Origin of the sequence: Burkholderia sp. MSMB1835, from assembly GCF_001526365.1 — a bacterium.
Classification (GTDB): Bacteria; Pseudomonadota; Gammaproteobacteria; order Burkholderiales; family Burkholderiaceae; genus Burkholderia.
This window is the reverse complement of record NZ_LOYP01000059.1, coordinates 57,824-69,945: the sequence shown is the minus strand read 5'-3', so window position 1 is coordinate 69,945 and position 12,122 is coordinate 57,824. Positions and strand designations below refer to the sequence as shown.

Below are 12,122 nucleotides of genomic sequence, written 5' to 3'. Positions count from 1 at the left end.
CAACACCGCTTTCCACGACACGACCGACGCGCGGCGGCGACGACTCGCTACACTGCCGTACCGGTTGGACGGGCCCCGGCATCAGGCCCCCGAGCAAGGAGACAGAAGAGGATGGACACCCCACGCGCAGCGGTCGTCACGTACCGCGGCAATGCGATCGAGAACACGCACGTCGCCCACGTGGCGATCGTCGATGCACGCGGCCGGCTGCTGGCCCGGTTCGGCGATCCGTTCCGGATGACGCTCGCGCGCTCGGCTGCCAAGCCGGCCCAGGCGCTGTCGGTGATCGAGACGGGCGCGCCGGAACGTTTCGGCTTCGACGACGCGGACATCGCGCTGATGTGCGCGTCGCACAGCAGCGAGGACCGTCACATCGAACGCACGCGCGCGATGCTCGAGAAGGTCGACGCGCACGAATCGGATTTGCGCTGCGGCGGCCATCCGCCGTTGTCCGACGCGGTCTACCGGTCGTGGATCAAGCGCGATTACACGCCGACCGGCGTCTGCAGCAACTGTTCGGGCAAGCATGTCGGGATGCTGGCGGGTGCGCGCGCGATCGGCGCCGCGATCGCCGATTACCATCTGCCCGACCATCCGATGCAGGTGCGCGTGAAGCACGCGGTGGCCGACGCGTGCGGCCTGCGCGACGACGAAGTCGACTGGGGCATCGACGGCTGCAACCTGCCGACGCCGGCGTTCTCGCTGGATCGGCTGGCGCGCCTGTACGCATCGCTGGCCGACGGCGCGGACGCGGTGGAAGCGGGCGGCGCGCTCACCGATCGCGTGCGTGCACTGGCGCGCATTCACCGCGCGATGACCGCCTATCCGGAACTGGTCGCAGGCGACGGGCGCTATTGCACGGTGCTGATGAACGCGTTCGGCGGGCAGGTGGTCGGCAAGCTCGGCGCGGATGCGTGCTACGGGATCGGCGTGCGTGCGTCCGAACGCACGCGGCAACTCGGCGCGGACGGCGCACTCGGCATCTCGGTGAAGATCGAGGACGGCAATCTCGACGTGCTCTATATGGTCGTCAGCGAAATCCTCGAGCGGCTGCAGATCGGCACGGCCGAGCAGCGCGCGCAACTGGCCGGTTTCCACCGGCCGCCGATGCTCAACACGCAGGGCGTCGAGTTCGGGCACGCGACGTTCCCGTTCGAATTGCAGGCGGCCTGAACGCGGCCGCCGCGCCGATGCCGCCGGCCCACGATCCGGGCCGCGCATCGGCGTGCGCTACGCGCGTGCGTCGCGAATCTTCGCCAGCTCCCGCTCCGACAGCTCGCCGATGTGCGCGAGGTGTTCCGCGAGAAAATCCTTCAGCACGCGCAGCTTCGCCGAGCTGCGCCGGTTCGCCAGATACGCGATGTAGATGAATTCGCCGGTCAGCCGGTTCTGCAGCCGATAGCGCGGCAGCACGGCTTCGAGTTGGCCGCTCGCGAGCAGGTCGCGCACCAGCCAGATCTCGAATTCCGCGATGCCGAGCCCCGCGCAGGTCGCTTCCAGCAACAGCTCCGAATGGTCGGTGACGAGATTGCCGGCCGGCAGCACGCTGTGCTGCGTGTCGCCGCGCACGAGCGCCCAGCGCGGATCGCCTTCCGGATGCACGTAGCGCAGGCAGTTGTGGTGCTTCAGGTCGTCCGGCGTCGCCGGGCGCCCGCAGCGGTCGAGGTAGCCGGGCGTCGCGCAGAGGATGCTGTCGTTGCGCGACAGCCGGTGGACGACCAGGTTGTCCAGGTAGTTCTCGCCTTCGTGGATGTCGAGATCGAAGCCGCCGGCCACGAGATCGTTGTGGTTGTCGGTGAGCCGAACGTCGAGCTGGATCGTCGGATAGCGCGCCAGAAACGGCGCGATCAGTGGCGCGAGATGGCGGCGGCCGAACGCGACCGGCGCGGTGAGCTTCAGCGGGCCGCTCGGCTGCGCGTTCAGCTCGGCGACGACGCGCAGCGTGTCGTCGAGATCGGCGATCAGCGTGACCGCGCGCTCCAGATAGATATGGCCGGCTTCGGTGAGCGTCACGCTGTGCGTCGAGCGGTGCAGCAGCGCGACCCCGAGCGCCTCCTCGATCGCCGTCACCTTGCGCGCGACCGTCGACGTCGACACGTGCATCTCCTTCGCGACCGCCGAAAAACTCCCCGTTTCGACCACGCGCACGAATGCGCGCATCGCGCCGAGGTGATCGATGCCGGTTTCTCTCGCGCCTTTTTTCATTCGATTCTCGCTGTTGCGTCACACGCAAAACCGCTTTCGATAATACAGAAGGGAGCTTGTTTTTGCAAAGGCATAGAATGCGAACCCGTCGCGTCGGCAAGCGGCGAACGACGAGCGGCACGAGACATCCTGGAGGGCACGATGACCGAAAACGGCTTCCGCGTCGAAGCGGATCTTTTAGGCAAACGAAGTATTCCGGATGCCGCCTATTACGGCGTCCACACGCTGCGCGCGAAAGAGAATTTCGACATTTCGGGCCGCACCATTGCGTCGCTGCCGTACCTCGTGATGGCGCTCGCGGCCGTGAAGGAAGCGGCGGCCGACGCCAACTGCGAACTGGGCCTGCTGCCGCGGCCGTACCGCGATGCGATCGCCGCCGCGTGCGTCGAGATCCGCGAAGGGCGGCTGCACGACCAGTTCGTCGTCGACGTCATCCAGGGCGGCGCCGGCACGTCGACCAACATGAACGCGAACGAGGTGATCTGCAACCGCGCGCTCGAAATCATGGGGCACGCGCGCGGGCAGTACGAATACCTGCACCCGAACGAGCACGTCAATCTCGCGCAGAGCACCAACGACGTGTATCCGACCGCGATCCGGATCGCGACGTGCTTCGCGGTCGAACATCTGCTCGAAGCGATGGCGCGGCTGCGCGATGCGTTCGCGGAGCGGGCCGACGCGTTCGCCGGTTTGCTGAAGCTCGGCCGCACCCAGTTGCAGGACGCGGTGCCGATGACGCTCGGCCAGGAATTCTCGACCTACGCGGTCATGCTGACGGAAGACATCGCGCGGCTGCAGGAGGCCGGCTGGCTGATTCGCGAGATCAACCTCGGCGCGACCGCGATCGGCACGGGCATCACCGCGCACCCGCAGTACGCGGAGAAGGCGCTGGCCGCGCTGCGCCGGATCACCGGGCTCGACCTGAGCACCGCGCCGAACCTGATCGAGGCGACGCAGGATTGCGGCGCGTTCGTCCAGGTGTCGGGCGTGCTCAAACGGATCGCCGTCAAGCTGTCGAAGATCTGCAACGACCTGCGGCTGCTGTCGAGCGGCCCGCGCGCGGGCTTCGGCGAGATCAACCTGCCGCCGGTGCAGGCCGGCTCGTCGATCATGCCCGGCAAGGTGAATCCGGTGATCCCGGAAGTCGTCAACCAGGTCGCGTTCGAGGTATTCGGCAACGACGTGACCATCACCTTCGCGGCCGAGGCCGGCCAGCTTCAGCTCAACGCGTTCGAACCGGTGATCGCCAGCGCGCTGTTCCGCAGCTTCAGCCACCTGACGGCCGCGTGCACGACGCTCGCGCAGCGATGCGTGAGCGGCATCACCGCGAATCCCGAGCGGCTGCGCGAGACGATGGAGCGCTCGGTCGCGCTCGCCACCGCGCTGAACCCGTACATCGGCTACAAGCGCGCGACCGCCGTGGCCGCCGAAGCGCACGAGAGCGGCAAGTCGATCCGCGAAGTCGTGCTGGCTCACGGGTTGATGACCCACGCGCAACTGGACGAGGCGCTGCAGCCCGAAGCGCTGATCCGGCCGCGCGCCTACTGATTTTGCCCGCGCGGCGCCGGCCGATGCCGCCGGCGGCCCGCGCGTGGCCGTTCCCCGCAGCGCCCGTCGACGGGCGCGATACATCAAGAAACGGAGACATACCATGAAGCACGCCAGCGAGCGCCCGGCCGACACGGCCGGCGGCGCCGATCCCCGTCATGCCGACCGCGATGCGATGTTCGCGTCGCACGAAGCCGGCTACGAACAGAAGTTGAAGCCGCGCCACGTGCAGATGATCGCGATGGGCGGCGCGATCGGCACCGGCCTGTTCCTCGGCGCGGGCGGCCGCCTGCAGAGTGCGGGACCCGCGTTGGCGCTCGTGTATCTCGTGTGCGGCGTGTTCGCGTTCCTGATCATGCGCGCGCTCGGCGAGCTCGTGATGCACCGGCCGACCAGCGGCAGCTTCGTGTCGTACGCACGGGAGTTCATGGGCGAGCGCGCGTCGTTCGTCGCGGGCTGGATGTACTACCTGAACTGGGCGACGACCGGCATCGTCGACATCACCGCGGTCGCGATCTACATGAAGTACTGGGCCGTGTTCACCGACGTGCCGCAATGGGTGTTCGCGCTCGGCGCGCTCGGGATCGTGTCGGTGATGAACATGATCGGCGTGAAGGTGTTCGGCGAGATGGAGTTCTGGTTCTCGATCGTCAAGGTGGGCACGCTCGCGCTGTTCCTCGCGGTCGGCGCCGTGTTTCTCGCGAGCGGGCACCCGGTCGCCGGCCAGATGCCGGGGCTGCATCTCGTCGCGGATCACGGCGGGATCTTCCCGCACGGCATCCTGCCGGCCGTGCTGATCGTGCAGGGCGTGGTGTTCGCCTACGCGAGCATCGAGCTCGTCGGCGTCGCGGCGGGCGAGACCGCCGATGCGCGCAAGGTGTTGCCGAAGGCGATCAACAGCGTGATGTGGCGTATCGCGCTGTTCTACGTCGGCTCGGTCGTGCTGCTGACGATGCTGCTGCCGTGGACCGCGTACAGCGCGCACGAAAGCCCGTTCGTGACGTTCTTCGGCAAGCTCGGCGTGCCGTACGTCGGCACGGTGATGAACGTCGTGGTGCTGACCGCCGCGCTGTCGAGCCTGAATTCCGGCCTCTATTCGACCGGGCGCGTGCTGCGCTCGCTCGCGATGGGCGGCTCCGCGCCGCGCTTCGTGTCGCGGATGAACGCGCGCGGCGTGCCCTATGGCGGCATCCTCGTCACGGTCGCGGTCAATGCGATCGGCGTGCCGCTGAACTACATCGTGCCGGCGCAGGCGTTCGAGATCGTGCTGAACATGGCGTCGCTCGGGATCATCACGACCTGGGGCTTCATCGTGATGTGCCAGATCCTGTTCCGTCGTGCTGTCAATCGTGGCGAGCTGAGCCCGGTGTCGTTCCGGATGCCCGGCGCGCCTTTCACGTCGTGGCTCACGCTCGGGTTCCTGGTCAGCGTGCTGGTGCTGATGGCGTTCGATTATCCGGGCGGCACGTGGACCGTCGCGATGATTCCGGTCGTCGTGCTCGCGCTGGTGGTCGGCTGGAAGCTGGCGAAGCGCGGCGCCGTGCGCGAGCAGGCGGCGGCGATGCCCGCATCGCCGCACGCCGTTGCCGAGCCTGCGCAGAACGCGTAATGCCATGTACCGCAGACGCCGGTCCGGTTGCGGGCCGGCGCCTGCGGTGCGTCCGGTTCAAGTCCGGTTCAAGCCGGCGCGCTCGCCGACCCATCGGCCGAAATCGCCGGCCATCTCCGCGGTCAGCTCGTGTCCGGCCGCATACAGCCGCGTGTCGTGCGCGACACCGAGCGCGGCGAGTTTCGCATCGGCCTTGTCCGCCCACGCGACGGGCAGCTTGTCGTCGAAGCGGCCATGCACGATCAACGCGTGCAGCGGGCGAAGCGCATCGCGCGGCGCGATCAGCGGATCGATTTCCGGCAGGATGCGCCCGCACAGCACGGCGAACGCGCTCACGTCGCCCGGCGACGTGAGGCCGACGCTCGCGCTCATGATGCCGCCCTGGCTGAAGCCGGCGATCACGGTCGACGACGCGGGGGCTGCGCCATCCCGCGCGCGGAGCGCGTGCAGCAGCGCGATCAGTTGCACGCGGCTCTCGTCGGCACGCGCCGCATCGATTTCAGGGCCGTTCGGGCCGAAACGCACCGGAAACCATGCATGCTGATTCGGCCCGAACGTGAGCGGGCCGCGCACGAACGCGATTTCGATGCGCGGATCGATCGCGTCGGCCACGTTCAGCAGGTTGGTTTCGTTGCCGCCGACGCCGTGCAGCAGCAACAGGCGGGCGGCGGGGCGGCCGGCGGCCGGGCGTAGCCGATAGTGGAGGCCGGATTCGGGATCGGTGGTCAGCGGCAGGACGTCGGTCATTGCGTGGGTCCGAAAGGGAACGATGCGACAGTCTAGAGCGGGCGGATCGGGAGGGGAATCGCTGGGGCGGGATTGATTGTTTCCTGGCAGGAATGAATGGGGCCACGGTGCGTTGCGGGGACGAATCGCGACGTCACGCCGCCAGGTATGGACCAACGGCCCGGCAACCCTTCGACGATAGTCCGATCGGACGACTCGCCATTCTCACGTGCGGTTGATAAAATAGATACATTTTGTAGATACGTGAGGGCGCGAAGATGGATACGGCAAAGATCTTCAAGCATGGCGGCTCGCAGGCCGTCCGACTGCCGAAGGATTTCCGCTTCGATACGGCCGAGGTGCGCATCCGCCGCCATGGGGCGTCCGTCATTCTTGAACCGGTGCCGCAAGACTGGGCATGGCTGACACCGCTGATTGGCCCGGTCGACGCCGATTTCGAGGCTGCCGCGACCACGCAGCCGTCCGCTCAGGAGCGTTCGGGTCTGGATGTGTTCGAATGAAGTTCCTGCTGGACACCAACGCGGTGATCGCCATTCTCAAGGGCGAGCCGGCAATGCTGGCCCGTCTGCATGCGTGGCAGCCGGCCGATTTCGGGATCCCGGCGATCGTCGCGCATGAGCTTTATTACGGCGCGTACAAGAGCCGGCGAACGGCAGCGAACGTTGCGCGTGTCGACGCGCTTCAGTTTGAGGTCGTACCGTTCGACACTGAGGATGCGCAGCATGCGGGCGAAATTCGTGCGCATCTGATCGGGGCCGGCACGCCGATCGGTCCTTACGACGCGTTGATCGCAGGGCAGGCGCGCGCCCGGCATCTCGTGCTCGTCACGCACAACGTCCGCGAATTCGGGCGGGTTCCGCGGTTGCAATTCGAGGACTGGCTCGCCGAACCGAACGAAGGCTGAGCGGCGGATCGTGCAAGGGCGACATCAACGAACCTGCGACGCGAACGCCGCATCGCTCATAAAAAGAAACCAAAACAAATCGGCTCGCCGATAATGCGCAAACGTTTTGCCGGCATTCAATAAAACGGATTTTGCGGGGCATGAATAAAACAATGAATATCCGCTATTGCGGCGATGCATCGAGCGCCGAAGCCGCGCCGTGTATGGCGGCCAGCAGTTAACGGCAAATCCGCAAAAAACTTTAGGCTTTCCCCCGCGCAATTAATCATTGCGATTTCCTCAACGGCCGATTGATTTTCAGTCATCGGACGGTCATACACCATCCCCGATAATTCGGCGCTCACATTCTTTCAATAGACCAAAGGGCGATCGAAGCCGGATCGCTGCGGGGAGCTGTACTCATGACCATCCGTCATCGCATTACGCTGCTAGTCGTCCTGACGTTCTTCGCGCTGTCCGCGATCGGCATCTATGCCGTGTACCAGACGCGCAAGAGCGCGTCCGAGGTGCGTCAGGTCACCCAGGGAATCGTGCCGAGCGCGCTCGCATCGGCGGATCTCGTCGCCGACGTGAAGAACATCCAGATCGCGACGATGACGCTCGTCTACGCGCCCGACGCGAACACCGCCGCGCAGGCCCGCGACGAACTGAAGGCGAAGCAGGCCGCACTGCGCGCCGCGCTCGACGCGCAGGCAAAATCGGCGGTCGGCCGCGCGCAGGAAGGGCTCGTCGCGCAGGCGAAGGACAGCGCCGCCAACTATTTCGCGGCGATCGACGACACCGTGAAGATGAAGGCGGACGGCAAGGCCGAGATGGCGCAGGCCTACCTGTTCGCGAACGTCGCGCAGTATCGCGACGAACTCGAAAGCATCGTCGACACGCTGCGCGTCGAGAAGAACCGCCAGAAGGACGACGCGATCGGCGCGCTGAACGGCATGCTCGCGACCACGGCAACCGCGATCGCGGCCGTCGCCGGCACGGTGATCGTGCTGCTGACCGCGCTCGGCCTCGTGCTGTATCGCCAGATCACGCGCCCGTTGATCGGGATGCAGACGGCGATGAGCGAGATCGCGAGGAGCCAGGATTTCACGCGCCGCGTGCCGGTGGGCCGGATGGACGAAATCGGCCATTCGATCGTCGCGTTCAACGGGATGATCGAGAAGATCCAGGAGAACGCCGCGCAACTGAAGCAGAAGACGGCCGACATCCAGGCGATGCTGCAGAACATGCAGCAGGGCATCCTGACCGTCGTCGAAGGCGGCGTCGTGCATGCGGAGTATTCGGCGTACCTCGAAACCATCTTCGAAACGAACGACATCGCCGGCCGCGACCTGATGGCGCTCGTGTTCGACGATTCGGCGATCGGCGCCGACGCGCGTTCGCAGGTCGATGCGGCCGTGCACGCGTGCCTGGGCGAAGACAGCATGAACTTCGGGTTCAACGAGCACCTGCTCGTCAACGAAGTCGCGAAGCGGATGCCGGACGGCCGCGAGAAATGGCTCGATCTGAGCTGGTCGGCGATCACCGACGAGACCGACACGGTGGTGCGCCTGATGCTGTGCGTGCGCGACGTGACCGAGATCCGCGAGCTGACCGCGCAGGCCGGCGAGCAGCAGCGGCGCCTCGAGATGATCGGCGAGATCCTGTCGATCAGCCAGGACAAGTTCCACGACTTCGTGCACAGCGCGAAGGGCTTCCTCAGCGAGAACGAGCGGATGATCCGCCAGCACGAGCGCGCCGATCACTCGATCGTCGCGGCGCTGTTCCGCAACATGCACACGATCAAGGGCAATGCGCGCACCTACAGCCTCCAGCATCTGACGAACATCGTCCACGAAGCGGAGCAGGCGTACGAATCGCTGCGGCGCGCGGACAGCGGCCCCGAGTGGAACCGCGACGCGCTGATGGACGACCTGGCGCGCGTGCGCGAAGCCGTCGACCACTACGCGACGATCAACGCGGTCACGCTCGGCCGTAGCAGCGAGCCGGCGCAAAGCGGCGCCGATTTCCTGATGGTCGAGCGCGCGCGCATCAGCGAAAGCCTGCGCGTGCTCGACGGCGCCGATCCCGCGAATGCGTCCGACTGGCACGCGGCGCGCGATGCCGTGCGACGCATGCTGAGCCAGCTCGGCACCCAGGGTATCGGCGAGGCGCTCGGCAGCGTGATCGAGTCGCTGCCGTCGCTCGCGGCCGAGCTCGGCAAGCCGGCGCCCGTCGTGCATATCGACAGCCACGGCCAGCGTGTGCGCAGCGAGATCGTCGCGACGCTGAAGAACGTATTCATGCACCTGCTGCGCAATTCGATCGACCACGGGATCGAATCGTCCGACGTGCGGCGCGCGGCCGGCAAGGCGGCGTCCGGCACGATCGACATCGCGGTCGGCGTGGGCGGCGGCGAGCTGTGGTTCGTGCTCGCCGACGACGGCCGCGGCCTCGCGCTCGAGCGGATTCGCGGCATCGCGCGCGAGCGCGGCTGGATCGATGCCGACGACGCGGCGGCACTGTCCGACGAGGAGGTCGCCGAGCTGATCTTCCGGCCGGGTTTTTCGACCGCGCAGACGGTGACCGAAGTATCCGGACGCGGCGTCGGCATGGACGCGGTGCGCAATTTCCTGAAGCGCGACGGCGGCAATATCGCGCTGCGCTTCACCGACGATCGCGTCGGCGCGCCGTATCGCGCGTTCGAGACGATCGTGTCGCTGCCGGCGCGCTTCGCGGCGGACGGCGCCGCGCAGGGCGCGGGGCCGGCCCAGCGGGCGCGCATCGCGGATATCGGCGCAGCGGAGTGACGGCGTGATCGTGCAGGCGTGGATGATTCAGATGGCCGCCGCGCTGGCGGGCGGCGCGGTCGTCGCCGCGGCGGCGGCGATCGTGTTTCGCGTGATGCGCGGGCGGCACGCCGCGGCGCTGGCGCGCGAGGCCGATGCGTTGCGCGACGCGCTCGACGCCGCCCGCGCACGCGCCGAGGAAGCGGCGTCGGCGCATGCGGAAGCGGCCGACGCATGGGCGCGGCGTGAGGCGCAGCTCGAGGAGGCGCTGACACGCGAGGCATCCGCGCACGGCGCGCAGCGCGACGCGTTGCAGGCGCTATCGGCCGATCGCGCGGCGCTCGCGCAGCACGCGACGAAGATCGCGGACGAAGCCGCGCGCCTGCGCGGGCTTGCCGGCACGTTCGAGCGCTGGCACGAGCAGATGATCTCGCTGACCACGCAGAACCAGGACATGCGGACGAAGAACCAGGAGCTGTCGGCGATCGTCGCGCACGTGTCGATCGTGTCGCTGAATGCGTCGATCGAGGCCGCGCGCGCGGGCACGGCCGGGCGCGGCTTCTCGATCGTCGCGAGCGAGGTGCGCGGGCTGGCCGCGCGCTCGCAGCAATTGTCGAACAGCTATCGCGACAGCCTGAACCGCAACGATCTCGTGACGGCCGCGACGTTCCAGGACATCCAGGCCGGCGGCAAGATGATCACGGCCGCGCTCGCGACCGTCGAGACGCTGGCCGGGCAACTGCACGCGCGGATCGAAGGAGAGGCCGCGTGATCAGCGCGCAGGCGAGAGCCGGTTTCGAGCGGATCTTTTTCGACGCCGCGCGCACGCGGCTCGCATCCGGCGGCGCGTGCGACATCCGGCCGGTCACCGGCCACGAACATGACGCGCCCGATCGCGTGCAGGCGACGTCGCGATCGAAACCGAAGGCGCCCGAGTATGTGGTCGTGCTGACGATCTCGGCGCTGCACTTTCGCCTGCTGCTCGCGCTGCGCTTCAGCGACGACGACGCGACGCGCCGCCATTTCGTCGGCGCGGCGGCAGGCGCGGGCAACCAGCGGCCGCTGACCGACGCGTTCATGGAAGCGGCGAACCTGTGTTGCGGCGCGATCAACCAGGCGCTGACCGTGCCGTTTCCCGATCTCGGGATGTCGACGCCTTACCTGCTGAGCGGCGCGAGCATCGACTACATGCACGCGCTATCTCCCGATTACGTGGCCGCGTACGACCTGACGCTCGACGACGTGCGGGTCGGCGCGACGCTGTGCGTGTGCGCGAACGCGCCGGTCGATTTCCATGTGCCGGAATCGGCCACGGTGGAAACCGGCGGCGAGCTCGAACTGTTCTGACCGACCATCAGGAATCCATCAGATGACCGAAGACCAACCCGTCAGCAAGGTGCTCGTGCTCGACGACAGCCGCGTGCATGCCGACGCGATCAAGCGTTTCTGCGACGAGCACAACCTGGTCGGCCTGACCGTGCGGCGCAGCCGGCTGCTGAAGGTGCTGCGCTCGAACATCGATCTCGGCGCGATCCTGCTGGCCGAGGATTACGGCGGCTCGCCGGCCGAGAGCGCGATCATCGCGACGCAGATCGACGCGCTGCGGCCCGAGCTGCCGATCATCCTGCGCCGCGAATCGCTCGCGTCGCGCGACGGGCTGCCCGATGCGCTCGCCCGTGTCGCGTGCGCGGCCTACGTCGCCGACGACATGACGCCGCTCGCGCGCGCGATCGACGAATACCTGTTCGGCCGCGACTACCCGAACGCGCTCGTGCGCGGCATCTCGGAGATCACCGAGGCGCGCCTCGACAGCCTGTTCCCGGGCATGACGATCGAGCACGACACGCCGTGCATCGTGCGCGACCAGATCATCTTCGGCGAGGTGTTCAGCCTGATCGCGCTCGAAAGCGCGTGGTGCCGCGGCTACATGCTCCTGCAGACGAGCGAGCAGCCGCTGCTCGACATGCTCGGCGGCACGCGCGACGGCGGCCGCGCGCCGGATTTCCGCGACGTGAACAGCGTGCTCGGCGAGCTGACCAATCTCGTGTGGGGCGCGTTCAAGAACCGCTATCTCGGCGACGCCGAGGCGCTGGCGCGCCATCCGGTGCAGGTGCCGCTCGTCGTCAATCACAAGCAGAAGTTCATCTCGTTCGGCGGCGATTGTCCGCAGCTTTGTTTCAAGTACCGGATGACCGATCCGGCATCGGGGCGCTCGGTCCGTCTCGACCAGCGTTTCGTGTTCAGCCTGAGCTGGTCGCCGGAGGATTTCCGCGAATCGGTGCAGGACGTCGGGCCGATGGTCGAATCGGGCGAACTCGAACTGTTTTGAATGTTGAAGTCG

General features: G+C 67.3%; 12 protein-coding genes. 9 read left to right on the top strand and 3 right to left on the bottom strand.

The window, feature by feature from the left end; genetic code table 11:
* Positions 1-111 precede the first annotated feature (111 nt).
* A complete protein-coding gene (locus tag WS96_RS29715) occupies positions 112-1,173 on the top strand; it encodes an asparaginase (RefSeq protein ID WP_034205096.1) in 1,062 nt (353 codons plus the stop codon).
* Positions 1,174-1,230: 57 nt separating this feature from the next.
* Here the strand turns inward: WS96_RS29715 and WS96_RS29710 are convergent, their stop codons facing one another.
* The gene (locus tag WS96_RS29710; protein WP_034205095.1) at positions 1,231-2,205 is read right to left on the bottom strand and encodes a LysR family transcriptional regulator; all 975 of its coding nucleotides are present in this window, start codon (positions 2,203-2,205) and stop codon (positions 1,231-1,233) included.
* Between the two features lie 141 nt (positions 2,206-2,346).
* Between WS96_RS29710 and WS96_RS29705 the strand changes: the two genes are divergently transcribed.
* Both WS96_RS29705 and WS96_RS29700 read left to right on the top strand, forming a co-directional pair.
* The gene (locus WS96_RS29705) at positions 2,347-3,753 is read left to right on the top strand and encodes an aspartate ammonia-lyase (RefSeq protein WP_059837432.1); all 1,407 of its coding nucleotides are present in this window, start codon (positions 2,347-2,349) and stop codon (positions 3,751-3,753) included.
* 103 nt (positions 3,754-3,856) lie between these two features.
* Positions 3,857-5,362 carry an amino acid permease gene (locus WS96_RS29700; protein ID WP_059837430.1) on the top strand — a complete coding sequence of 502 codons (1,506 nt, stop codon included), beginning with the start codon at positions 3,857-3,859 and terminating at the stop codon, positions 5,360-5,362.
* Positions 5,363-5,419: 57 nt separating this feature from the next.
* On the opposite strand, the gene WS96_RS29695 is transcribed toward WS96_RS29700, so the two are convergent.
* On the bottom strand, positions 5,420-6,109 hold the full coding sequence (locus tag WS96_RS29695; RefSeq protein ID WP_059837429.1) for an alpha/beta hydrolase: 690 nt from the start codon (positions 6,107-6,109) through the stop codon (positions 5,420-5,422).
* A 257-nt stretch (positions 6,110-6,366) separates the two neighbouring features.
* Here WS96_RS29695 and WS96_RS29690 point away from each other — a divergent pair, with 257 nt between their 5' ends.
* Together WS96_RS29690 and WS96_RS29685 are read left to right on the top strand one after the other, a co-directional pair.
* Positions 6,367-6,609 (top strand): antitoxin, encoded by a 243-nt coding sequence (locus WS96_RS29690; protein WP_027782744.1) that lies wholly within the window; start codon positions 6,367-6,369, stop codon positions 6,607-6,609.
* Positions 6,606-7,013, top strand: a complete 408-nt coding sequence (locus WS96_RS29685) for a type II toxin-antitoxin system VapC family toxin (RefSeq protein WP_059837427.1) — start codon at positions 6,606-6,608, stop codon at positions 7,011-7,013. The genes WS96_RS29690 and WS96_RS29685 overlap by 4 nt, the downstream gene beginning before the upstream one ends.
* A gap of 116 nt (positions 7,014-7,129) precedes the next feature.
* Here WS96_RS29685 and WS96_RS33305 read toward each other — a convergent pair whose 3' ends face one another.
* Complete coding sequence (locus WS96_RS33305; RefSeq protein ID WP_257128078.1) at positions 7,130-7,318, bottom strand: hypothetical protein; 189 nt, start codon at positions 7,316-7,318, stop codon at positions 7,130-7,132.
* A gap of 96 nt (positions 7,319-7,414) precedes the next feature.
* Between WS96_RS33305 and WS96_RS29680 the strand changes: the two genes are divergently transcribed.
* From WS96_RS29680 to WS96_RS29665, 4 genes are read left to right on the top strand one after another with little or no spacing between them, the layout of a single operon-like run.
* Positions 7,415-9,802, top strand: coding sequence for an MCP four helix bundle domain-containing protein (locus tag WS96_RS29680; RefSeq protein ID WP_059837425.1), 2,388 nt, complete (start codon positions 7,415-7,417; stop codon positions 9,800-9,802).
* Positions 9,803-9,824: 22 nt separating this feature from the next.
* Entirely contained in the window at positions 9,825-10,553 is a 729-nt protein-coding gene (locus tag WS96_RS29675) for a methyl-accepting chemotaxis protein (RefSeq protein ID WP_059837838.1), read from the top strand.
* Positions 10,550-11,128: a hypothetical protein gene (locus WS96_RS29670; protein ID WP_059837423.1), complete on the top strand. Its 579-nt coding sequence runs from the start codon at positions 10,550-10,552 to the stop codon at positions 11,126-11,128. The genes WS96_RS29675 and WS96_RS29670 overlap by 4 nt, the downstream gene beginning before the upstream one ends.
* A gap of 22 nt (positions 11,129-11,150) precedes the next feature.
* Complete coding sequence (locus tag WS96_RS29665; RefSeq protein ID WP_059837420.1) at positions 11,151-12,110, top strand: chemotaxis protein CheX; 960 nt, start codon at positions 11,151-11,153, stop codon at positions 12,108-12,110.
* The last annotated feature ends 12 nt before the right edge of the window (positions 12,111-12,122 follow it).

What these genes read in the sequence shown, in the direction of transcription:
- WS96_RS29675 (WP_059837838.1), top strand. Translation starts at nt 9,825, where the DNA reads ATGATTCAGATGGCCGCCGCGCTGGCGGGCGGCGCGGTCGTCGCCGCG.
- WS96_RS29685 (WP_059837427.1), top strand. Translation starts at nt 6,606, where the DNA reads ATGAAGTTCCTGCTGGACACCAACGCGGTGATCGCCATTCTCAAGGGC.
- WS96_RS29680 (WP_059837425.1), top strand. Translation starts at nt 7,415, where the DNA reads ATGACCATCCGTCATCGCATTACGCTGCTAGTCGTCCTGACGTTCTTC.
- WS96_RS29695 (WP_059837429.1), bottom strand. Translation starts at nt 6,109, where the DNA reads ATGACCGACGTCCTGCCGCTGACCACCGATCCCGAATCCGGCCTCCAC.
- WS96_RS29665 (WP_059837420.1), top strand. Translation starts at nt 11,151, where the DNA reads ATGACCGAAGACCAACCCGTCAGCAAGGTGCTCGTGCTCGACGACAGC.
- WS96_RS29710 (WP_034205095.1), bottom strand. Translation starts at nt 2,205, where the DNA reads ATGAAAAAAGGCGCGAGAGAAACCGGCATCGATCACCTCGGCGCGATG.
- WS96_RS29705 (WP_059837432.1), top strand. Translation starts at nt 2,347, where the DNA reads ATGACCGAAAACGGCTTCCGCGTCGAAGCGGATCTTTTAGGCAAACGA.
- WS96_RS29715 (WP_034205096.1), top strand. Translation starts at nt 112, where the DNA reads ATGGACACCCCACGCGCAGCGGTCGTCACGTACCGCGGCAATGCGATC.
- WS96_RS33305 (WP_257128078.1), bottom strand. Translation starts at nt 7,318, where the DNA reads ATGACTGAAAATCAATCGGCCGTTGAGGAAATCGCAATGATTAATTGC.
- WS96_RS29690 (WP_027782744.1), top strand. Translation starts at nt 6,367, where the DNA reads ATGGATACGGCAAAGATCTTCAAGCATGGCGGCTCGCAGGCCGTCCGA.
- WS96_RS29700 (WP_059837430.1), top strand. Translation starts at nt 3,857, where the DNA reads ATGAAGCACGCCAGCGAGCGCCCGGCCGACACGGCCGGCGGCGCCGAT.